18 protein-coding genes are annotated in these 22,916 nt (G+C 69.3%); 6 read left to right on the top strand and 12 right to left on the bottom strand.

Annotation, left to right across the window (positions count from 1 at the left end; genetic code table 11):
* Window positions 1-62 precede the first annotated feature (62 nt).
* From ABZS66_RS31555 to ABZS66_RS31535, 5 genes are all read right to left on the bottom strand, one after another.
* A complete protein-coding gene (locus ABZS66_RS31555) occupies window positions 63-722 on the bottom strand; it encodes a hypothetical protein (RefSeq protein ID WP_354764028.1) in 660 nt (219 codons plus the stop codon).
* Window positions 723-948: 226 nt separating this feature from the next.
* A complete protein-coding gene (locus tag ABZS66_RS31550) occupies window positions 949-1,314 on the bottom strand; it encodes an Lsr2 family protein (RefSeq protein ID WP_354764026.1) in 366 nt (121 codons plus the stop codon).
* A gap of 886 nt (window positions 1,315-2,200) precedes the next feature.
* Window positions 2,201-2,497 (bottom strand): hypothetical protein, encoded by a 297-nt coding sequence (locus ABZS66_RS31545; protein ID WP_354764024.1) that lies wholly within the window; start codon window positions 2,495-2,497, stop codon window positions 2,201-2,203.
* Between the two features lie 151 nt (window positions 2,498-2,648).
* Entirely contained in the window at window positions 2,649-4,022 is a 1,374-nt protein-coding gene (locus ABZS66_RS31540; protein ID WP_354764022.1) for a hypothetical protein, read from the bottom strand.
* 701 nt (window positions 4,023-4,723) lie between these two features.
* Window positions 4,724-5,362 carry a hypothetical protein gene (locus ABZS66_RS31535; protein WP_354764020.1) on the bottom strand — a complete coding sequence of 213 codons (639 nt, stop codon included), beginning with the start codon at window positions 5,360-5,362 and terminating at the stop codon, window positions 4,724-4,726.
* Between the two features lie 834 nt (window positions 5,363-6,196).
* Here ABZS66_RS31535 and ABZS66_RS31530 point away from each other — a divergent pair.
* Window positions 6,197-6,556, top strand: a complete 360-nt coding sequence (locus ABZS66_RS31530; protein WP_354764018.1) for an MTH938/NDUFAF3 family protein — start codon at window positions 6,197-6,199, stop codon at window positions 6,554-6,556.
* 153 nt (window positions 6,557-6,709) lie between these two features.
* On the opposite strand, the gene ABZS66_RS31525 is transcribed toward ABZS66_RS31530, so the two are convergent.
* Window positions 6,710-7,375 carry a TetR/AcrR family transcriptional regulator gene (locus ABZS66_RS31525; protein WP_354764016.1) on the bottom strand — a complete coding sequence of 222 codons (666 nt, stop codon included), beginning with the start codon at window positions 7,373-7,375 and terminating at the stop codon, window positions 6,710-6,712.
* A gap of 81 nt (window positions 7,376-7,456) precedes the next feature.
* Between ABZS66_RS31525 and ABZS66_RS31520 the strand changes: the two genes are divergently transcribed.
* The 5 genes from ABZS66_RS31520 to ABZS66_RS31500 all read left to right on the top strand — a co-directional run bounded on the left by ABZS66_RS31520 (window position 7,457) and on the right by ABZS66_RS31500 (window position 14,355).
* Entirely contained in the window at window positions 7,457-8,593 is a 1,137-nt protein-coding gene (locus ABZS66_RS31520) for an NAD(P)/FAD-dependent oxidoreductase (protein WP_354764014.1), read from the top strand.
* 683 nt (window positions 8,594-9,276) lie between these two features.
* Window positions 9,277-10,530 carry a hypothetical protein gene (locus tag ABZS66_RS31515; RefSeq protein WP_354764012.1) on the top strand — a complete coding sequence of 418 codons (1,254 nt, stop codon included), beginning with the start codon at window positions 9,277-9,279 and terminating at the stop codon, window positions 10,528-10,530.
* 605 nt (window positions 10,531-11,135) lie between these two features.
* Window positions 11,136-13,145 carry a hypothetical protein gene (locus ABZS66_RS31510; RefSeq protein ID WP_354764046.1) on the top strand — a complete coding sequence of 670 codons (2,010 nt, stop codon included), beginning with the start codon at window positions 11,136-11,138 and terminating at the stop codon, window positions 13,143-13,145.
* 32 nt (window positions 13,146-13,177) lie between these two features.
* Window positions 13,178-13,573 (top strand): hypothetical protein, encoded by a 396-nt coding sequence (locus tag ABZS66_RS31505; protein WP_354764010.1) that lies wholly within the window; start codon window positions 13,178-13,180, stop codon window positions 13,571-13,573.
* A 377-nt stretch (window positions 13,574-13,950) separates the two neighbouring features.
* A complete protein-coding gene (locus tag ABZS66_RS31500) occupies window positions 13,951-14,355 on the top strand; it encodes a hypothetical protein (RefSeq protein ID WP_354764008.1) in 405 nt (134 codons plus the stop codon).
* Window positions 14,356-14,867: 512 nt separating this feature from the next.
* Here the strand turns inward: ABZS66_RS31500 and ABZS66_RS31495 are convergent.
* From ABZS66_RS31495 to ABZS66_RS31470, 6 genes are all read right to left on the bottom strand, one after another.
* Window positions 14,868-15,761, bottom strand: coding sequence for a replication-relaxation family protein (locus ABZS66_RS31495; protein WP_354764006.1), 894 nt, complete (start codon window positions 15,759-15,761; stop codon window positions 14,868-14,870).
* Between the two features lie 380 nt (window positions 15,762-16,141).
* Complete coding sequence (locus ABZS66_RS31490; protein WP_354764044.1) at window positions 16,142-18,568, bottom strand: type VI secretion protein; 2,427 nt, start codon at window positions 18,566-18,568, stop codon at window positions 16,142-16,144.
* A 119-nt stretch (window positions 18,569-18,687) separates the two neighbouring features.
* On the bottom strand, window positions 18,688-20,415 hold the full coding sequence (locus ABZS66_RS31485; protein ID WP_354764042.1) for a DUF87 domain-containing protein: 1,728 nt from the start codon (window positions 20,413-20,415) through the stop codon (window positions 18,688-18,690).
* Window positions 20,416-20,540: 125 nt separating this feature from the next.
* A complete protein-coding gene (locus ABZS66_RS31480) occupies window positions 20,541-21,491 on the bottom strand; it encodes a PrgI family protein (protein WP_354764040.1) in 951 nt (316 codons plus the stop codon).
* Window positions 21,492-21,556: 65 nt separating this feature from the next.
* A complete protein-coding gene (locus ABZS66_RS31475; protein WP_354764005.1) occupies window positions 21,557-22,495 on the bottom strand; it encodes a hypothetical protein in 939 nt (312 codons plus the stop codon).
* A 7-nt stretch (window positions 22,496-22,502) separates the two neighbouring features.
* Complete coding sequence (locus ABZS66_RS31470; protein ID WP_354764039.1) at window positions 22,503-22,826, bottom strand: pilin; 324 nt, start codon at window positions 22,824-22,826, stop codon at window positions 22,503-22,505.
* Window positions 22,827-22,916: the final 90 nt, after the last annotated feature.

Below are 22,916 nucleotides of genomic sequence, written 5' to 3'. Positions count from 1 at the left end.
GGTGGTGGCACGGTGGTGGCACGGTGATGGCATGGCCGGAACCGCCGACGGTTCGGGTCGGGTCAGTGGTGGGTGTCGACGACGGCGACGGCGTAGCGGTTCGGGTCGAACCTGGTCTCGTCGGCCGGGCGGTGCCAGTCGCGTCGTTGCCCCGAGCGCCGGCCGTTAGGCTGGCCGGGACGCTGGGCGGGACGCTGGTGCGGGTCGCGGTGGCCGGTGTGCAGGTCGTCGAAGATCTGCGCGAGGCGGGGCGGGATCTCGCCGGTGTCGGTGCCGGTGAGCAGGGCGTGCTCGGTGTCGAGGAATTCCACGCCGGCAAGGTCGGCCCAGGCGATCGGGGTGCGGTTCTTCGGGAACCGCCAGTTCGGGGCCATGAGCCGGGCCAAGGGCACGATGTCGCCCTGGTGCGGTGCCCAGTCGCCGTGCCACCAGGCCACGACGGTGCCCGGCGGGCGGCCGGCGGCGACCGCGTCGGCGCAGCTGGTGCAGGTGCCGTGGCCGGTGCGGGTAGCGCTGCCGCAGTGCTCGCACGGCCGCCAGTTGGCCGGGTCGGCGGCGGGGTCGTAGCCGGGGTCCCAGGCGCCGGTGACCTGCCCACCGAGGCGGTAGCCGTCGATACGGCCAGCGGCGATGAGGGGCCGCAGCGGCAGGGCGAGTTGGGGGCGGATGAACTCGGCGTGCGCGTCGGCGCGGACGAGGACAGCGATCAGCCAATGGCCCATGTCAGTACCTCGCCTTCAGACCGACGGCGGTGTATCCGGCGCGGCAGGCCAGCAGCGGCTGGCGCGGGGCTGGATGGTTCAGGTTGCGCATACGTACGTGGTCCTTTCCGAAGCAGGGATTGGTGCGCCTGCGCCCGTGCACCGCACACGGCGATGCTGGCCGGTCCACGGAGGTGCGGACCGGCCGGATCGAGGCGCGCGGGGGTGTGCGTCAGCGGTTCCCGGTCTATGGGTTCGCGTGCCGTTCGGCGGCGTGGGCGAGGCGGACTCGCCGCGGGATGGCGCCGCGGTCGTGGAAGGCGGGCAGGTCGGCCCGGCCCGCGTTGGCGGCCCACCAGGTGCGCACGGTGGCCGCGTCAGCCGCGGTGCTGCCGCCGGCGGCGGCGTGACCGCGCGTGGCCGTGCGCTGCTGCTTGGGCAGGCGCCGGCCGGCGGCGATGAACGGGGCGAGGGCGGCGCGGAGCCGGCCCAGGTTGCCTTCGGACAGGTCGATCTCGTAGTCGACGCCGTCGAGGGCGAAGCGGTAGGTGCCGACGCTGTCGGTGCTGGCGTCGAGGTCGTCGGTGACGATCGTGCGGACCAGTTTCGCCATGGTGCTGGGGCTCCTCGTTGGTAGGAGACCGCGGTGCCCCGTCGCCGATCCGGCAGCGGGACACCGCGGTCAGGACGTGTCGGGGTGGCGGATCGGGCCGAGTAACTGGACCCGGGGTGAGCCCGGGATGGGTACTGTCAGGCGGTGCACAGTTCGTGCAGGCGGCGCAGGCGCGGCGCTCGAGCCAGCGCACGGCGTCGACCGTGCGGCACATCTGCGCGGCGACGTCGCTGCGCGGGTGCCCTCGTCGAGGAACCGCAACTGGATGGCGCGGCACTGCTCCGGCGCGAGCCGGACGAGCAGCTGCGATACCTCGGCACCAGCAACCGCCGGGGGCCGCAGGAACCGGCCGGCGTAGGTCGACGTGTCCAGGTCGGTGACCGGCCTGTTCGACTGCATGGCGGGCTCGGTGCTGGGGTGGCTAGGTGCGGATTCCCGTTCGGTAGCGGCCCAGGCAGGCCGGGATCGGCATCCGGGCACGGCCGTGCGGCCGTGCCCGGAATGGGTGCGCAGGTGCGCGGGTGGCCGGGCATCGGCCAGGGGTCGTGCGGTGTCGGGGCGCCGGCTCAGCGGTCGTCGGCGCGCGTGCGACAGATCAACTACGACCTGTCAGAACTGTCAGGACCATCAGGACTGTCGGGTCTTCCTCACCCCATGGCATCGCTGTCCGGAATCGCGGTTGAGCTGGCCCAGGCCGGTGCTGTGCACCTGTTCAGCGACGTCGCGTCCCGCACAGGCAGGATGGCCGTCCTCCGGTGGGACAAGCTGCGCCAGCAGTCGGCAAAGCCGCACCAGGTTGATCGGGCAGCGCAATAGCTGCGGTCAGCCAATGCCGTCCACAGTGGATAGCTGGAGGGTTGCGTGTGGACGAGCGATGGTGAGCGGATCAGTCGACGACGTAGATGATGTCGCCGTCGGGGTTGCGAGCTTGGCGCAACTGCGTCGGGGACACCGGCTGGAGCCATGCACGGGGTTGGTTGCGCCACTCAAGGCCGTCACCCCCGAGGGCGGCCATGGCGTACTTCGGATGCCAGAAGCTGTCGATGATGACGAACGCCTGATTGCGTGGGGTGTTCCGGTGGGCGTCGTGGTCGGAGTTCACGGTGACGATCTCACCGGGATCGAGTGTCCGATCGTCGTCGCGCGCCTCGTCCGGGCGTCCGGGTTGGTGTGATGTGGTCATGGGCAACCTTTCGGAAGGTTTCTCTGCCGGTCGGATGTCTGGGGGTGGGGATTCTTGGCTGCGCGTGGGTCGTCTGGATTGACGGTGCCCAGTCGGAGGGCAGGTGCCAGGGCCAGCCGTACCCGCCGACGGTGTAACGGCCGTCCGTGCGCTAGGCGCGTTTCGTTGCGCGAAGTGTTGCGGCCAATGCGGCTGTCTTGTTCGCGGTTCGGAAGAGCGAGACAGCGTTGGCGGCGATGTCGGCGATGCCGTCCTCTCGCTCCTGCCGGGTGAAGGGCAATCTCGCGTGCGGGCCGACGCGAAACACGGGCAGGTTGTAGTGCAGGAGGGCAACGACATTCTCGTCGGCAGTCGTGTACTCCTCGAAAGACCCGAGGCCGAGTCCGTCGATGTCCGTCTCCCGGTTGCCGGTGCAGAGGACCACGAGGTCGTACGTGCGGCCGTCGATGAGGCCTGCGCCGGGTAGTGCCACGGGCTGTGCTCGGCGATTCAGCACGTTGAGTCGCCGGACGCCGAATCGGTCCGGCCGCAGATAGCGACCGATGGCCTGATACCTGCCACGAATGTTCTGCTGCCACGCTTCGCACGTCGTCGGCAGTGCGTCGGCGTACCAGTCGATACGGTCGACACGGTCCAGCGCGGTAGCGGCCATGAACGGCTGCGGCGCGATGCCCAGGCATGACTCGACGGCGCATTTGGCGGAGTCACCGCCACCGATCATCGCAACACGACGCACACCGCGCAGTGGCCACATGCCGGCCATGCGCTGCATGAACTGCGGGAAGGTGAGGATCGTGGTGCCGTTGGCAACGTCCCGGTCGTCCGGATCGCCCAACCCTCGGGCGTCGATGACCCGCCCGGCGGGCAGCGAGCCACGATCGGCAATCTCGATCACGACCCCGGTTCCGACACGAGTTCCGTCACCAGTTCCGTCACGTGCGACTGACAGGACGTTGGCGTTGGTCACCACGTCAGCGAACTGCGCCAACGCGAGGCGGATCACGAACGCCATGTCGGTGTTCGTCTGGTACTCCACCATGGACACGTTCGCTGCTTGGATCGGTGCGCCCGGCAGGTAGTTCAGGCTTGCCCCCTGGTCGCCGGCCAGTCCTGCCCTTCCCGCACGGTTGCGGGAGTTGAGGTAGAACGTCGGCCGCGCGGTCATCGCGAACGTGCCACCGACCCGCTCGTTGCGTTCCAGGACCAGCGGCCTCGGGTATCCGCTGAGGACGCGGACCGCTGCGTAGGCTGCGGCGTGGAAGCCGCTGCCGATGATGACCTCGCGGTCGGTGCCGCTGGAGTTCAGCGTGTTCTGCTGACGCGTCTCGTCCGACCAGTAGGCGTCCATCACCTGGTCAGCGAACTCGCGGCCGTACGGGTCCAGGGCAATACCGGTGAGTCTTGCTTGCGACGGGCTCGGGAACTCCGACTCCCGTTGCATCATCGCCCGCATTCCCTCAGCGGCAGGAGGCTTCAAGGCGACGGCGGTGAGCAGGGATTCGATCTGCGCGGATGGCTCGAACATGGCCCCGCATCCTTTCCTCGGATTCCAGGGCATCGCGTGCCGGGCCGCGCACCCATCCCGGGAGCCCCGGGGATGGTTGCGGCACACGGCTGGCGCATTCCCCGGAAGGGTCAAATGGTTGGGTGGCTGGGCCTGGCGCTACCAGTCCCAGGTGGACAGATCGCCGACCTGGTCGGCGTCGGTGCTGAGCCGGTCAGGTCGCGGCGGGGTCAGCTGGTTGCGGTGGCCCGCATCGCGGCGATGACGGCCTGTGCCGCCTCGTCGGGGTCGACGGTGTTGACGGTGTTGACGTCGACGAACCCCACTGGCCGGGCTGCTGGGTCACCGCCGTGCTGGCGCTAAGCCTGGGCAAAGAGGGAGAGGGTGGCCGATGCGCTGGCCGGGCTTGGTTCGGCGCCCCAGCCCGGGGCGCCGGGCGGCCGGGGATCGGCTGGGACTCTGGCCGGCTGGTGCGCGTCCCGTTGGAGTGGACCGCCCAACCGGGCACAGGAACGTGGTGGAGCCGGTCGGACAGGACTCTGGCCTGGAGGCCGGGCTGCTGGCCACGTTGGGGTGGACCGTCCAACGTGGCGGGCACCGGCGCCGGCCCTGGCGCTGGTGCGTGGTGGAGCCGGTCGGGCAGCACACTGCGAGGTCCCCCGGGTACAGGGATGTGGGCAGTGGCTGTCCCCGACCGGTTCCGGTGGGTGGTGCCGGTGGTGTCAGAGGGCGACGGCGAGCAGCCGCTGTTCCTCGTCGATGTTTTCGAGGTAGCGGGTGGCCTGCTCGAGGTAGGTCACCCGGTGGGCGAACGCGTCGCTGGCCGGTGCCAGCCGGCTGCCGTCGGCGGTGATGACGGTGTCAGCGGCGAGCGCCGTGGTGGCGCTGTAGTGCTGGTAGGCCACCGGTCCGGCTTGGAACATCTCCAGTTCGCGGAGGTCGAGTCGGCCGGAGCCGTAGGTGACGGCGTTGTGCATCCGCATCGCGATGACGCGGGGCTGGTTGTTGTACCGGGCGATCGCATCGGGCAGGGACAGCTTCGCCGGGTCGGTGAGGTGCTGGTGCAGCAGCTGCGGCCACGGCGTGGCCGGGCGGGTGCCCTGCACGACGCGCGACCACACCTGATACCGCACGCCAGCGCCGACGCCAGCGGCGTGACGCATCCCGACCAGGTCGAGCAGCTTCACCGGACCTCCGGCGCAGTAGGTCGGGTGGCCCTTGCGGGGGTCGACCAGTTGGCTGCGCTGCCACATCCACATGCTGGGCGTGGCCCAGAAGCGCGGTGAGAGAGTGCCGGAGACACCGAAGTGCTTGTCGAGCTGACGGCTGGTGAGTGCCTCACCAGGCAGACCGTCCGGCACACAGACGATCATGACGCGGACCGTTGGAACCGGCTGAGTGGTCGCGGCCGGGGTGGCACCGTTGGGGCTGGAGCTCCGGCTCGAACTGGTGGCCGGGTTCGCGACCAGCTTGATGCGGTTCATGGCCATGAGAGGACCTCCTCGGTTGTGGGCGCCTACGCGCACGCAGCAGCGACCGGCCCACCGGGTGCATGGGTCGGTTCAGCGAACGTGGGTGGCGCTCGCGCGGGCGCGAAGCTGGGACCGGACTGCGCCGGTGGGGTGGTGCCGGGTGGTGCGGCTTGTGCTGGCGGTCGATGCGACCTGGGAGGTCGCCGCGCGGTGCGGGTACCGACCGGCCCGTGAGGGCGGGTGGGTGACAGGCACCGGGAGGTGCGGCGAGTGTCCCTCAGGTGGGACCGAACCGGGTGGAGCGATATATGGGTGTGATGTTGTGCCGTGAACGGTAGCGGCCTGCGCTCACAGCACGCGGCAGCGTCTGATCACCCCGATGTGGGCGTTGACCTGCGCTGTGAGCGGCGGTGAGCGGTCAGGCCGGGCAGTGCGTGATGTCGCGGTGAGACGACAGCACGCTCACAAATGATCTTGTACGTGGCGATCGCTGACGGCGACTGTCGTGGGTGCGACCCCGCAGCGTGGTGGACGCCGCGCGTCCTGGCGCCGACCTGCCCTGTGAGCCTGCCACTCCGGCGGCTTACGCGCCGGCTGGGACTGAGCGCGATGGTTTGCCCCGGCTGAGCCCTGTGGTTGGCCGACAGGTAGCGCCGATCCTCGCCAACGTGCGCTGTTCGTATCAGGGGCAGGGTGGTCAGCCGCTTGTCCTGGAGGTCAGCGATGACGGCGCGCATCGACACAACCGCGTTCGGCTCGATCACGATCGACGGAACCATCGTCGAGCACGACGTCGTCATCCGCCCTCGACGGCAGGTGACGAAGCGGAAGAAGAAGCTCTCAAAGGCGGTCTACGGCACCTCGCACATAATCTCGGTTCAGGAGGCCAGGTACGTGTGCGAGCAGGCAGCGGGATCAGGACGCCTGATCATCGGCAGCGCCCAGCGCGGCAACGTAGCACTCTCGGCCGAGGTAGCCGCCTACCTGAAGCGGCGCAAGTGCCGCGTGGTGCTCATGCCGACGCCCGAGGTGATCAAGATATGGAACCAGACAAAGGGTAAGCGATCGGGTTGTTCCACGTGACCTGCCAAAGCCTGGATCGACGTCCCCGCATATGGCTGCGGTACCCCGAGGTGGGAACAACAGCGCGGGCTGATCTCCAGGGACAGCCACAAAGAGACAGACCGACGGAGGGTGGCGGCCGAGGCATTGGATGTGGGATCTGGAACGCGACGCTTATCTGCGGGTGGTGATGCCGGTCAGGAAGATGTCCACTCCGGCGAGGAATTGCTCACGGTCGTCATGTTCGTGCAGTTGCGAGGCTGCGTCCTGCACGATCGGGTCCGGGTCGTGTTGCGCCCATTGTGCCGCCAGAGTCTCCAGGTATGCCTTGCGATCCGCGTCGCTGGTCACCCGCCGGGCCCCGGCGGCGTACTGCGCTGCCGCGCCGAGGACGTAGTTGACCAACGCTGCTCCGGCGTCCGCCCGGGCCGGCCCGGGCACGCCGAGGCGCTGCAGCTGCGACCCGACACTCTTCCAGATCCGCAAGACCGCGGGTTGCCATGGTTCGCGGGAGAGCTGGGTCCCGACCCACGGGTGCGCGTCGATCGCGTCGAAGATCCCGAGCGCCAGGGCACGGATGGCCCGCTCGGGGTCTTCGTCGTCGCCGGCTCCCGCCGTCACCCGTCCCACGATGTCGTCCGCGGCCGCGGCGAGCAGCTCCTCCTTGTTGGCAACGTGGTGATAGATCGCGCCGCGGCCGGTCGAGAGGTGAGCCGTCAGCGCGCGGACCGTCAGGCCCGCCTCTCCCGTCGCGTCGAGCACCGCAACGGTCGCCTCGACGATGCGGTCCCGGGACAGCGCATCGCTACGCCTGGTGTTTCGCGGCGCGGGGACGGTCATGTCCACCATCTTGACACAGCTGGACCAGCGGTCCAATCTTGGAATTGGACCGACGGTCCAAACTTCTTCGAAAGGACCGACATGACCACTCCCGTCACGATCGTCGGCGCCGGCCTCGGCGGCCTCACACTCGCCCGCGTCCTGCACCTGCACGACGTCCCGGTCACCGTCTACGACGCTGAGGCCTCAGCCCAGGCTCGCACCCAGGGCGGCCAGCTCGACCTGCACGAACACAACGGCCAGCGCGCCCTCGCGATCGCCGGGCTCACCCAGGAATACCGCGCGATCATCCACGCAGGCGGTGCAGCACAGCGAATCCTCGACCAACAGGGCACGCTGCTCGCCGAGGTCCCCGACGACGGTTCCATGACCCGGCCCGAAGCGCTGCGCGGCGACATCCGGCGCATCCTGCTCGAGTCACTGCCGCCCGGCACCGTGCAGTGGGGCAAGAAGCTCGTCGCGGCCACTGCCCTCGGCGGGGGCCAACACGAGCTCGCCTTCGCGGACGGCTCGACAGTCACCACCGAGATTCTCGTAGGCGCCGAGGGGACCTGGTCGCGGGTACGAGCACTGCTGTCGGACGAGAAACCGACGTACGCGGGCATGAGCTACATCGACACCTACCTGCACGACGTCGACGACCGCCACCCCGACGCGGCCAAGGCGGTCGGCGACGGCGCCATGTACGCGCTCATCCCCGGCAAGGGATTCCTCGCCCACCGCGAAGCCAACAACACCATCCACACCTACGTCGTGCTCAACCGGCCGGTCGAATGGTTCGCCGACATCGACTTCACCGACGCCGACACCACGAAGACGCGGATCGCGGCCGAGTTCGAAGGATGGGCACCCGAACTGACCGCCCTGATCACCGACGCCGACACGACACCGACCCTGCGCAGCATCCACCAGCTCCCCGACCGCCACCGATGGGCCCGCATCCCCGGCGTGACACTGCTCGGCGACGCCGCACACGTGACCGTCCCCGGCGGCGAAGGCGCGAACATCGCCATGCTCGACGGAGCCGAACTCGGCCAGGCGATCGCCGCACACCCCGGCGACGTCGAGGCCGCCCTCGCCGCGTACGAAGAAGTGATGTTCACCCGCAGCGAGGCCGAAGCGGTCGCCGCGCACGAGACCATCGACCTCATCTTCGGCGACAACGCACCCAACGGACTCGTCAACCTGCTCAACGGCACCGACCAAGACGCCCATTGACTCCGTCAGCGCCGCCCTGAACGCTCGCCGGTCGCGTACGTAGAACCACGAGCCGCGTAGAACCCGCTCGTGAAGCTCAGGCCCGTACCCCGCGAGTTGCGCCCATTTGCCGCCGTAGGCGCACACCATACGCGTGCCGACCGACAATCGGCTGCCACTGAACGTGACTGACAACCCGGCCCGGCTGTGCGTCGGCTACCAGCCGACTTTCTGGACGCAGTGGCGTACCGACTGCCCGGTCTCAGAAACCATGTCGGATAACCATGCGGCGAGCTGGCCTGCGGCAAGTAGATGGAGACGAACAAGGCGGTCCCGGCTCCGGCTGTCGCGTCAACAAGATGCAACGTGGCTCGATGTCCCGAGGAGCATGTCATCGGTCGGTGCCCGTGAGCTGGACTTCGACAGTACAGCGAGACTTGGCTGGTCAGGATTCTCGGTGATGCTGGCGGATTCGATGCATCGACCGCTGCCGGCGGAGCCCATAATCGGACCCACCCACAGGTCACCTGCCTGCGCGGCCGTGACCGTGAGTCACCACCTTGGCCGCACCGCCGTTTGGTCTGAACCTGGGCGCACCGGATCGCGGCATGAGCGTGCACGTGATCTCTGTCGGCGACCTGCGAGCGGATCGGCAAGGTCCAGGTGGGGCTTCCTTATCGTCGTGATCACTAGAGTGCGTCCTCATGGATGCCGAGGAGCTTGGTCGCCGTTACCGGACCGATGACGGATGGCTTCCGTCGGACCTGGCAGCCGCATTGGTCGGGCACGGTCACATCGAGTTGGTACGACAGGAGGCTGAGCGCGGCGACTTCCACTGTGCTGACGCGTTGGGTCGACTGCTGTGGGCGCGCGGTCATGGGGACGCGGCCGTCGAGGCATACCGTCCGTTCGCCGGGACCAGTTGGTGGGTCGCAGTAGAGCGGATCGCCGACATCCTCGCGGAGCGGGGGACGGTCGACGCGGCGATCGAACTCGTTCGCCCGCTTGCCGATGCCGGTGAGCGGCTCGCGGTGGTACGGCTCGCGGAGTTGCTGGCGGGGCAGGGGCGCATCGACGAGATGTTCACGGTGCTGCGTCCGGGCCTCGCCGACTGGTATCTCGCCGGGGCGTTGGTGGAGCTGACCGCGGGCCTGGGCCGCGATGACGAGGTGGCGGAGTTGCTGCGGCCGTTCGCCGATGCCGGGGACCAGCAGTTCGAGGGCTTCCTGGCCACTGTGCTGGAGCGGCAGGGCCGGGCGAACGAGGCGGTGACCCTGCTGCTGTCGAGCCTTCGCGGTGGCTACGCGTACTACGTCAACCACGCGGAGCAGGTGGCCGACATCCTGGCCCGGCACGACCCGGCCGGGCTGGCCGGCTTCGTTGCTGGTGACGGCGAAGAGTACGGAGCCTACCGCCTGGCTGAACTGTTCGAGGAGCAGGGACGGGTCGAGGAGGCCGTGGCGGTGCTGTCGCCCTTCGCCGCAGCAGGCGACACGAATGTGGCGGCGACCCTCGCAGACCTGCTGGCCCGGCACGGCCGGGCCGACGAGGCGATCACGGTGTTGCGCCCGGCCGCGATGGCAGACCCCGAATGCCTCATCCGTCCGCTGTGCATGTTGCTGGTCGGGCAGGGCCGGCCGGACGATGCGCTCGCGGTCATCGAGGACGTCGCCGCGCAGGGCAGACTGGACCCGTCCGACCAGCGGGCGGAGCGGGTCGAGGTGCTCGTAGCGTGCGGCCGGACCGAGCAGGCAATCGCCGACCTGCGGGCCGATTCGGACGCACTTACCGGGTACGCACGTGTCCGCCTGGCCGGACTGCTGGCCGACGCCGGGCAATTGGACGAGGCGGTTGCCGTGCTCCTGCCGGCCCGAGAGAGGTGGGTGCGATTTCAGCTCGCGAAGCTACTCATCCGCCAGGGGCGCCCCGAGGAGGCTGTCGCGGTGATGCGCCCGTAAGCACCAAACTGGACAGCGAATCGTATGGCGCGGTACCCGCGCAACGCACGCACATCGGCATGATGGTGCGTCTCCCACCGCCGATGAGGGCTGGGTGGTCGGCTACCGAAAGTCACGAACTCGCCAAGGGCCGACGCGCGTGACCTGCGGCTGAGCGAGCACCTGATCAAGCGCGCGTTCACACGGTCCCTCGGTGCGAGCCCGGAGTGCTTGAGAAGTTGTTCGAGATCCGCTACTCGGGTCAGGTCTCAGGCGACCCGCTCGATCTCGGCACGTAGTTCGGGCGCGAGGACACCGGTCTCCTCGCAGAGTCGGCGGAGTTGTTGGTGACGAGGAAAATCATCATGCGGAGCATGCCCCGACCACCCAGGCCTGCCGGTGCCCGGGAAGGCAACCATGGCGTGAGCCGGGATCTGCTCAACGGTGCCACCGGCCAACTGGCGGAACTGCTGACCGCCGGCTCGGCACCCTGCCGCCGTACGCGAATCCGTTCGACTGACGGCCGGCCACCGGCTGTCCGTCCGTGACCGTGCGGACAGCCGGAAATGCGTTTCTCCGATTGCGGGCACTTCGTAGGATCTCCGGTGATCAAGGAGGTTGGCGCAGTGGGCGATTTCCAGCAGTTCGTGACGGATGTGACTTCACGTCTGTCCGCGATGTCCAGGGGCGAGTTGTACGTCGTCGGCGACGGTCTCGACCGGGACTCACTCTGGCTCACCTTTCTCGATTCCTTCCCTGCCGGCACCAATCTCCGGTTCCGCGAGCGGTCCGAGTACGACTGCTCGACCTGCCGCGGGTTCATCAAGAACTTCGGCAACGTCGTCGAGATCCACAACGGACAGGTCCGCTCCGTCTGGTCCGGGGTGTCTGTATCTGACCCGGTCTTCTCCGTCGTCGCCGCCGCAATGGACGAATTCGTCAGCACGCTGCCGTTGTCCACCATTTTCCGGTCCACCGAGGCGCAGTACGGGACGAGGACGACCCGGACGCTGCGCGACGGCCAGGTCGAGGTGTGGCACCACCTGCACGGCCGGGTGGAGAAGCGGCATCGCATCACAGACGTCGGCGCGGCACGGGGCACCTTCGACGCCGCGGTGCAGGTGTTCCAGCGTGGCCTGGCCGAGCTGACCCAGCACGCTCTGGACACCGTCGTCGACCTCATCGACGACAACGCCCTCTACCGCGGCACGGAGCATCGTCGGGCGGTGACCGAGTTCCGGTCATTGCAGAACCGGTGGACGAAGGCGACCGACGGACAGGCGTTCATTTTCGCCAACGCCATGAACCCGGCGGCCCGGTTCCGCAACACGGTGATCGGCACCCTCGTCCAGGATCTGTCCGCGGGCGTCGACCTGGAGCAGGCGGTCCGGTCGTTCGAGTCGAAGGTGGCACCGCAGAATTACCGGCGCTCCACGGCGTTGATCACCCCGGCCATGGTCAAGGCTGCGATGAAGACCATCGACGAGTTGGGCATCGAGGAGTCGTTGCAGCGACGGTTCGCCCGACTGTCCGACGTGTCGGTCACCAACGTGCTGTGGGTCGACAACGACACACAGTCGCGGATGAAGGACGGCATCGAAGGGCTGCTCATGCAGGCGGCCACCACGGGACCGGCAGGTGCGCGCCTTCGTGACGCGAAGCCGGAGGAGATTCCCGTGGTCACCTTCATGAAAGACATCCTGCCCGGCGCTGCGACCATCGACCTGTGGGTGGCCAACAGCCACGAACCGAATTTCGTCAGTCTCACCACCGGCCGGCACCCGGCCGCCCCGCGGCTGTTCACCTGGGACAACGATTTCGGCTGGTCCTACAACGGCAATGTCACCGACTCGATCAAGGAGAAGGTCAAGCGGGCCGGCGGCAACGTCACCGGCAAGCTGCGGGTGAGCCTGTCCTGGTTCAACCACGACGACCTCGACCTGCACGTGTTCGAACCCAACGGCGACCACATCTGGTACAAGGACAAGCGCAACAAGCTGGACGTCGACATGAACGCGAGCGGGCCGTTCTCCCGCGAGCCGGTGGAGAACGTCACCTGGACCGGCAACGTCCCCGACGGCGAGTACCGGATCGAGGTGAACCAGTTCAGTAAGCGGGACAACACCGCGTTCGGCTTCGTGATCGAGACCGAGAGTAACGGGAAGATCGAGCATTACAGCCACGAGCGGGCGGTCGGTCACAAGGAGACCGTCGAGGTGGGCCGGATGACGGTCGCCGGCGAGGTGATCGCCGCTTTCCGGCCTGGGAAGGACATGCAGGCGGGCAGTGCAGGCAAGGAACTGTGGGGAATCACCACCGAACAGTTCGTGCCGGTGTCCACCATCATGTACTCGCCGAACTACTTCGACGACGGCGAGGTCGGCAACCGCCACTACTTCTTCATCCTGAAAGGGTGCGCGAACGACCAGCCGACCCGGGGAATTTACAACGAGTTCCTCCGCGGCGACCTGCAACCGCACCGCAAGGTGTTCGAGGTTCTCGGCGATCGCACCAAGTGCGAGCCGTCGCCGGATCAGCTGTCCGGCCTGGGCTTCAGCTCCACGGTCCGCAGCTCTGTGCTCGCCAAGGTGACCATGACCGGCGGCCGACGCCACCTCATCAGTATCCAGTTCTGATTCCCGACCCCGAAAACCGGAGAGAGGCCATCGTGACCATTTTCGAAAAGGCCACGCGGGAGAAGTTCCGCTACCCGTCGGCCAAGGGACTGCTGACCACGGAACAGCTGTGGGAGCTTCCACTGACCGCCAAGTCCGGCTTCAGCCTCGATGACGTGGCCAAGGCGGTCAACACCGAACTCAAGGCCATCGACACCGAGTCGTTCGTGGCCACCGAGACCAACCCGGCCAAGGCAACCCTGGAGACCAAGCTGGAGGTCGTCAAGCACGTCATCGCCGTCCGCCTCGCGGAGGACGAGGCGGCGAAGGCAGCGGCAGCCAAGAAACTGGAGAAGGAAAAGCTGCTGGCAGTCCTGGGCCGCAAGCAGGACGCGGTCCTGGAAAACCTGACCGAGGCAGAGCTGCTGGCCCGAATCAACAACCTGTAGCCCGCCTACAATCAGCGTCTGCCAGCAGGCCCGCACATCGCCGAGAAGTACGGTCGCCATGCAAGACTTGCGCGACCAGGCCGGCGCCCACGGCCACTTCTCGGCGAACTCACATCGGCACGACAGCGGGCGCGACGCCCTCTCATCGGCCAGATCAGGGTGCGGTTAGCCCCGGATGCTGGTCACGGATCGTAATGGCATCGGGCAGCTTGGCGCGCTCAGTCGGCGGCAGAAGGTGATGCACCAGAGGACTTTGCAGAGTCGCGTCTGGTCGTCGCCCTTCGGAGAAGGGGCCGCGGGGGCCGCGAGTGTCGAGGTCGCATGATGGTGGCGTGGGGAAACACGGGTGGTCCGAGACCAGGGTTGATGTCGTTGCCATGTGGTTTCTCGTCGGGCTGGTCGGGCTGCTGGTCGGTGGCCTTGTTGTGGCGCTGGCCGTCGGTTTCGTCCCGCATGAGCTCGATGGCGTCCGGGCCTCGCACCGCGGCATCCCAGGTCGTGTGGAGAATGTCCGATGTACGGAGCTCAGCGAGTGTCGTGCGGACTTTGTTGGTGATGACGGCACTCGCATTGTCGATGTGCGACTCAATAGCATCGCCAAGCAGCCCAGGTACGTCCGCGCACGGGTCAGCTCGGCGCATGCCACGGAGGCCTGGCCGGACAGTCCGTTCAACGGCATCGGCCTCGTGGTGCTGCCGCTAGTGCTGGTTGTGGCTGGCTTGGGCCGTGCGGCATTGCGCCACCGCAGAGGCCGTCACCACAAGGCCCCCGACGCCGGCTGATCCAGCACCCTCCCTGGCCGCACCCGCTCATCGGCCAGCTCCGGAAGCGCAGCGGTCGGGAACATCACCATCGGCGCTACACAGCGTGACCGCGAGTCCTGGGTTAAGGCCGACCTCTCATCGGCACCCGTGAGCAAGCAAGCCCGTCCGACAACCAGTGATCCATTGAGAATCGCCAGGTCTCCTGTGACGCCATTCCCTGCATAGGCGCACATCTTGGACCGTAGTCGCCATGCCGTACGAGATTACGACGAGTAGCCTGCCGGCTGCCTGAGATTCCGCCGCCCTCGCGGGGACCGGACACCTAGCTCGGGATGTGACCCCACGACCCGACAGACAGTGCCATCTATCGCGCACAAGTGCCATCTATCGCACAACGTCTCACCGGACCACAGCTGACCAACACAGTGGGAGCCGCCATGCTGCTGCTGTTCGGCAGTAGCCTCGGCGGCCAACTACCGCGCTCAACCCGGCCAACCACAGCGGTCAGTCACAGGCGGCTTCGGCGGTGGTCAGTCGTCGTCGAGGTACCGGCCGGGGTTCGTCGCCGAGTGTGGGCCGTGATCGGACGGCAGTTCGTGCAGCCGGTAGCGGCGGCCGGGGCTTGACGGCAGATCAGCGGCGAGGGTCCAGACCCGGCCGGCGGGGTCGGGGTTGTGTACGGCGGTGGCGATCGGCATGGCGGTGTCGATTCCGGCGAGGACTCGCAGGAGGTTGGTCTCGCGGTCGGGGCTGGGTACCCACAGCAGGACCGGGTAGCGGGGCCCGAAGGTGGCGAGGCGGGCGTAGCCGCGGAGTTTCGCGATGACCCGGGCGAGGTTCTCGGTGCTGTTGTCGTGTTCGACGAAGAAGCCGACGGTGCGGCCTTCGGCCTGCCAGATGCCGTGCCCGTCTGGGCGGATGCCGGCGTGGCTGTAGACGTTGGTGGCGTGCTGTTCGGACCACCAGCGCAGCAGTTCAGCGCCGGGCTGGTGGCGGGTGGCGGTGATGAGGTCGATGAAGAACTGGTTGGCGCCGATCAGGTGGGCGGCCTTGTTGCTGGCGGCGATGCGCCGGGCCCGTTCCAGGGAGGTTCGGGGTGCTTTGGTGTGGGCGAGGTCGGGGTCGTTGTAGACGGTTGGGAACATCTGCAGCCCGACCGGTCCGAGCGCATACAGGTAGGGCACGGCGGTGTGGCCGGGGTTGGCCAGGGCGAAGCGGTGCAGCACGTCGAGGCGGTGCAGGACGGTCAGCCGCCGTTGGGCGGTACGCAGGCCGTCGAAGAACGCGGCCGCGATCTGCGGGGTCGACAGCAGGTAGTGCTCGGCGAGCAGTGCGAGCAGGGCACGGTCACGCGGGACGATACGACGGAACACGGCGAACGGGTCGGGCCGGGTGGAGGCGGGCGGAACGCGGGAGACGGTCATCGAGCACCACCAGAGCAGAAGCGGGAACCAGATCCAGAACGGGACCGGGAACGGGAAGCTGGCCGGGCACGGGCAGCTGAGGCGGACCGGGACGGAGCAGTGGAGGAGCGAAGCCGAGGAGTGAGGGGTGAGGCAGGACCGGAACTGAGGAGTCGAGCGTCGGACGAGGACATCGGTGTTGGTCTCCTTGGGGGAAGGGGGACCCCTCGTTGGGAGGGGTGTCTGGCCGGCGAGGACGGTCAGATCGGCCGTTGTCAGGGCCACGTCCTGCAGTGACAGCGCAGGTCAGGCATGGTTTGCCAGGTCACGGCGGTGAGGGGTGATGAGCCGCGGGACGAACCGGTCGACGAGCCGGTGCGCGACACGCGCTGACAGTCATTTCACCGCTTGGGCTGCTTGGGCCGGCGGCGCCCGTCGTCGGGTTTGCGGGTCAGTCGTTCGACGAGGTCGTCGATGGCACTGGTGTCCTGCGGCGGGACCGCTGCGGCGGCGGCCTGCCGGATGGCGAGGGCCTCACCTACGACCGGCTTCGGTGGCCTGGTCTTGAGGGTGAACGCCGGGGTCTGCCGGCCGGCCACGACGAGGCGAGCGGCGGCGGTGTAGGCGTCGAGGTGGGACAGGTCGTGCTCGTCGAGCTCGGGCAGGGTGTGCCGGCCCAGAACCCGCGCGTCTTCGGGAGCGCAGGTGAAGTACACCTTGTTCCGCGCGTTGGAGCTCGCCGCGGCGAGGAGGTCCTTGGGGAACTGAGCCAGGTCCTGGTGGGACAAGACCAGGGATAGCCGGTACTTGCGGGCCTCGGCAAGCATCGTATCCAGCGAGTTGGCCAGGGTCAGGAAGTTCTGCGCCTCGTCGATGATCAGGGTGGCGTCGCGGCGTTTGTCGGGGGCGATGGTGGCGCGGGCTGTGGCGGCCTGCCACACCTGCGCCAGGACGAGCGAGCCGAGCAGCCGGGTGGTGTCCTCCCCCAGCTGACCCTTCGGGATACGGACGAGCAGGGCACCGCCGTCCAAAACCTGGCCCATGTCGAAGCTCGACTTCGGGTAGCGCATGGTGCGTTTGACGAAGTCCCGCAGCAGGAACGCGCGCAGCCTCGCGAGGACGGGGCCGATGACCTGGGAGCGCAGGGCCGGGTTGAGCTCGTCGTACCACTGCCAGAACCCGGACAGGCCGGCCGGGTCGTCGAGGTCGACGGTCATCTCCGAGCGGAATTGTGCCGAGTTCAACAGGGGCGGGATGTGCTGCAGGGTCACGTTCGCGTGCCGCAGCAGGGTCAGGCAGGCGACCCGCATGACGTCGTCCATCCGGGGTCCCCACGCTTTGGCGAAGATGTTGCCGAAGATGGAGACGAGGTTGTCCACGACCAGGTCCGGATCGTCGCCTTCGAGGGGGTTGAGGGTGGGCGGGTTGGGCTGGTCTGGGTCGAACAGCACCACCCTCCCGGCGACGTTCGCCGGGAGCCGGTCCAGGATGTCCAGGACCATGTCGCCGTGCGGGTCGATGACCACCGTGCCGCGGCCGGCCTTGATGTCATCGACGGCCATGTTCACCAGCAGCGTGGTTTTGCCCGAGCCGGTCGAGCCGACCATGTGCACGTGGTACCGCGCGTCGGGCACGGATAGCCCGACGCCATGGCCGCCGACCTCCGCGTCGCCGAGGACCTTCACGCCGCGGCCGCCGCTGGGCACCGCGACCGGCGCCGGCATCGACTTGGCCCGGGCCCGGTCCAGCCCCGGCACCGCCAGATCCAGCGGCAACGCCGCCAGCACCGCGAGCTCATCCCTGGACACGAGGAACCCGGCGCCGAGCCGCCGGGCGGCGAGCACCGCCACGGGTCGCGGCATCCGGGCCCGGTGCGCGAGCCGGTTCCGGGCGGCGTAGACAGCGAAACTGGACGCAACCGCGTCAGCAATCCCCCGCAGCCGGCTCTCCGGGCGGGAACCTCCACGGTGGCTGGTGTCCGCGACGGCGTAGCGGATGCCGGTGGTCCACAGCGGTTGCGCGGTCTTGTCGAGGATCGCGCGGACGTCGCGTTCGACCTGGGGATCGCGGCGCTGCACGCCGCCGGACGTGGTGCCGCGCCGGGCGGAGGGTCCGGTCTGGAAGACCTCGAGCAGCCACAGCACCGGCGTGGCCGGGTTGACCGCCGGGACGGCGGTCCTGCCGTCGCGGAGCCGGCCGGCGGCGCGGCGGGCCCGGGCCGTCCGGCGCGGCGGCGCGGGCCGGGCGAGGATCTGCACCGTCGCGTACTCGCCGGGCCGCAGCTGGGCACCCGCGGACATCAGGGCACGCAGCGGGTCGGCGTCGTGGTCGGTGTTGAACGGCAGCCACTCCGCCGCCTGGGGCAGCAGGTGCCCACCGACCGCCGCGGCGGTGTCGAGAGGGAGCGGTGGTGGCGGGGTGTCGTCGGTGGTGGTGGCCGCGCCGGGCCAGGCGGCCCGGATCGCTGCCTCGACCGCGCCGCGCGGCACGGTGCCCGGCACCCACACCGAGATCAGCAGCTGCCGGCCGGTCCAGGTGTACTGCCACACGACGTGCGGCGACCCGTACAGCAGCCGGCGCCGCCGCGACGGGGTGAGCGTGCCGTGCAGGTTGGCCCACAGCGCGGCAGCACTGTGTTCGTCGACCTCGGGTGGTGGGGCAATGCTGACGAGCCGTGCCCCGTCGGTGTGGTGGGCGTGCCGGCACCCGTCCAGGAGGTTGCGACCGGCGACCCACACCACGAGCAGCGCAGCGGCCACGGCAAGCAGCCACGGCCGGTCGACCGCCCAGTGCACGGCGTCGATCAGCCACCCGGCGACCGGTGACAGCGATGGTGTCGGGGGTGGGGAAACGACACCGGCGCCCGGCCCGGATGGGCTGGGCGCCGGCGGCGCGGGGGTGGGACCGGCGAGGATCCACGCTGTGGTCCCGCCGGGGTCCGGCGGGCTCACAACAGCTCCTCCCCCTCGACGTCTGGGTCGTCTGAGTTGTCGAGCTCGAGCAGGTCGCTCGGCTTCGTCGTCGCGAGGGCGTGCTCCGCTGTCGAGGCGATCGATTCGAACGCGGTCCGGTTGGTGCCGGAGATCAACAGGCCGTGGCCGGTGCGGGCTGCGAGGAGCATCCGCCGTTCCCCGACCGTCAGCCCGAACGCATCACCGACCGCGTCGATGGCCTGCGGTGCCTGCTTGAGCAGGATCTGCGTCGCCGCGTTCGACACGACAGCGAGGCCAAGGTCGGTGCCGAGCAAGTCGGCGACGTCCTGGGTGATGACTGTCAAGCCGGCGTTGCGCTTGCGGCCGGCCTTGGACATGGTGAACAGGAACCGGGCGCCTTCACCGTCGCGCATGAGCAGCCACGCCTCGTCGACCACGACGAGACGTCGGGTGGCGAGACGGTGGGCCTCGGGGGTGCCAGGGGCGTCGATGCTGCGCCAGATCCAGTCCAGGGCGAGGAGCGTGCCGACGGCGCGCAGCTCGTCGGGCAGGTGCCGCAGCGACCACACCACGAGGTGCCCGTCGGGGCGGGTCGTAGAGGGGCCGTTGAACAGGTCGGCGAACGACCCGTCGACCCAGGGCGCGAGCCGAGCGGCGAGCTGCCCGGCGGCCGGGTCGTCGTCGCCGCGCAGCGTGGCGGCGAGATCAGCCAGGAGTGGGGCTGCCCGGGTGTGGGTGGCCGGGTCGGCGGTGATGCCGGCCTGGCGGTAGGTGGCCAGGATCGCCCGGTCGAGGGCGGCGCGTTCGGTCGGTGGCGGCTGCTGCCCGAGCAGCACGCTGACCAGGGTGTGCAGGAACAGGCCACGGCGGGTGAGGGCGTCGGGGCGGGTGTCCCCGGCCGGCGGGTCGAGGGGGTTGATCTTCACGCCGGTCTGGCCGAGCCGTACGACGGTGCCGCCGACGGCGTCGGCGAGGCGGAGGTATTCGTCCTCGGGGTCCACGATGGACACCTGCACGCCCTGGTACAGGTTGCGCAGGACGTCGAGCTTGACGAAGTACGACTTGCCCGCGCCGCTTCGGGCCAGGACGACGCAGTTGTGGTTCTCCTGCGTCCACCGGTCCCACCACACGATGCCGGAGGAATCGGGGTTGATCCCATACAGCACGCCGCCGGTGGTGGCCGGGTCGCCAGGCAGTGGCGCCGGCAGGTCCGCCGAGGCGAGCGGGAACGCGGCGGCGAGTGCCTGGGTGTCCATGGTGCGCAGCATCTGCAGGCTGTCGGAGGCCAGGGGCAGGGTGGTGGTCCAGCCGGGCAGGTGCCGCCACGTCGCCGGCTGGACCTCGATCATCGTGGACGCGGCGGCGGCCTTCACCTGGGCGCAGGCGTCGAGGAGCTCGACCCCGGTCCGGGCATGGACCGTCAAGTACAGGCCGACGCGGAACAGCTTCGCGGCGCCGCGGGCGAGGCGTTCGGCGAGGTCGGCGGCGTCGTCGGCCGCCGCCTCAACGGTGGGGTCGGTGAGCTTGCCCTTCTCGACGTCGGCGCGGCGGCTGGATTCGAAGCGGGCGCGTTGGGTGCGCAGCCGTTTCGCAGCGATCGGCGCCGGGAGCGGGTCGATGTGCAGGGCCAGGTCGAGGCGGCCGGGCCAGGACAGCAGCGGTTCCAGCCAGGCCGGGCCGACTTCGGCGGGGTAGCCGGTGACGACGAGAGTGGCGGTGTAGCCGTCGCCAACCCGCAGCATCCGTGGGGTGACCTCCACGGATGCTGGGGCGACGGCGGCGGCGACACCTGCGGTGGGCGGCAGCGCCGCGGCGTCCGTGCGGCGGCGGGTCGCCGGGCCTGTCAGGCGGAGTTTGGGGTGGCGTTTCATGGTTTCTCCTTCGGCTTGTCCCTGTCTGATCGGGGTTTCCGGCTGCCGGCCGCAGGTCCGGTGATCACCGCGTCGGGGGCGGCGAGTCCGCCGGGCCGCGGTGGCCGGTAGGGGTCGGCTGCCGCGGCGAGGGCGGCGGTGACGGCTGGGCCGTCGAGGGTGCGGGTGGTGATGCCGAGCCCGGACAGGGCTCGGACGGTGTCGTCGGCGCGGCGGCGGGCCGCGTGCCTGGTCTGCTCGCCGCGTTCCCCGCCGCTGGTGCGGGTAACGATGAGGACCTGCCGGCGCAGCGGGTCGCGGCGCTCGGCCAGGTCGGCGAGGAACTCGGCGTGGTCCGTGCACGCCGAGGCGAGCGCGGCGTGGGGCAGCCGGTCGGCGGCCCGCGCGAGGGTGCGGGCGGAGGAGGCCAGGTCGACCGGCTGCGCCGACACCACGATCTGCGTCGGCGTTGAGAGGGAGTTGAGCCACCGCCCGAACGTGTCGATCAGGGCGGCCTGCTCGTCGGCGGTGCGCAGTGCGAGGTTGACGCTGGTCGCGGCGACCACCGCCGCCTTGGTTCCGCCGAGGCTGATCTGCCCGTCGTCGCCGATCGCGTCGGCGGGCAGTTGCAGCGGCGCCGGCAGGGGCATCCTGCCCGCGGATGCGTCGATCCAGTCGGGGGTTTCGGCGGTGGTGGCCGTGGTGGTGAGCGCTCGCGGGGCGCGGGAGTGCCGCAGCCCGGCCAGGAGCCACACGTCGAGGGGCAGCCCGTCGCGGCGCCCGACAGCGAGCCCGAAGACCAGCCCGCCGAGCACGGCGAACCCGCCGATGAAGACCGGCATCGGCAGCACGGTGTGCAGCGCCCGCCAGGCGCCGTAGCTGATGACGGCGGCGACGGCGAGGATCGCCAGCTGCCGGAACGTCAGCCCGTAGACGACCTTGTCAGGGGCGTCGACGTCGGCGTGCATCCGGGCGCGGACGACGTCCTCGCCGCGGCGCTGGTCCCAGCGCCGGTCACTGGGCTGGTCCCGATTCATCGGGTCACCGCCCGGATGCCCCGGATGCCGCGGCCGAGGCCGGGGACTGCGCGGGACAGTTGCTGGACCACGACGACACGGACGACAGCGCCGAGGATGTTCGGTTGCCGGCCACCGCCCTGCGACACGAGGCGACCCATCAGGCTGGGGACCTTCACCGTGGTCCAGAGCATGACCATGACGACGAAGAGGTTCGTCACGCTGCCGTCGCCGGGCAGCCCGAGCGCGAACAGCATGTGGCTGCTGTCGGTGAGCATCCACTGCCCTGCGTAGAGGGTGAAGCCCTGCACGACCGGGACCGCGAGGGTGCCGACGTAGGCGCGCCACCACATCCGGGCGACCGGGTCGGTCTGCGGCAACGCGTGACACGCCAGGGCGAGCGGCGCCGCCGCGGTGAGCACGAGCACGACCGCGAAGCGGGTGATCATGCTCAGCGCCGTCGAGCCGAGCAGGATCAGGATGATCACCGCGCAGACGCAGAACAGCAGCCCTGCGGTCGCGTCGCGGGACGCGATGACGTGGGTCTTGATCGCCGTAAGTGCGGCGGGTCGCAGTTCACCGTCGCCGTCGAGGTCGTCCTGGGTCAGCGCGGCGGTGAGCGCGTTGGCCAGTTCGATGAGCTTGGCGCACCACAGCTGGCTGAAGTGTGCGGTGACGAACCCGACGATGCAGCGTGGGATCAGGTCTTTGGCGGTGTAGCGGGAGCGTTCGTCGCCGCTGGCGGTCATGGTGAGTACGCCGGCGGCGACGAAGACCAGAACGTAGACGAGGTCGACGACGAGGACGGATCGGCCGGTCAGGGCCTCCACCTGCGGCAACGTCGTGACGTCCGGGGTGACCAGCAACGCGTTGGTGATCGCGGCGATCAGCCCGTCGAAGCAGGCCAGGATCGCGGTGGCGAACCAGTCGAGGATGTTGTCGAGGAACCAGCCCATGATCGTCTCAGCCCCCGACGATGCCCTTGACGATCTCGAGCAGGATCGGCGCGAGGACCGCCAACCCGTAGCCGAACAGGGCATTCTTCAAATAGCCGTTGGCCTGCTCGACCCGGGTGGGGTCGCCACCGGCGGTGACCCGGTAGACACCGCCGAGCACCCCGAAGAAGGTCGCGATCGCGCCGAGAATTCCCATCACCCAGGCCTGCAGGTTGGCGATGACGACCGGCAGTGTGTTGGCCGCCAGGACGACCGGGGCGACTGGGGCGCCGGGGTCGGCGGACGCGGCCGCCGGCGCCACGACGAGCAGCAGCGCGACGACTGCGGGCATGAACGCTGCACGGGTGGCGAACTGAAGCCTGCACCGTCCGCCTGAAGGCGGTGGTGTGGTCTGCCGCGCAGCGGTGTGGTGCTCGGCTGT

This window comes from Dactylosporangium sp. NPDC005572 (assembly GCF_040605515.1).
Classification (GTDB): domain Bacteria; phylum Actinomycetota; class Actinomycetes; order Mycobacteriales; family Micromonosporaceae; genus Dactylosporangium.
Note: the sequence above shows the minus strand (reverse complement) of the source record. Positions and strands in the feature narration are given on the sequence as shown.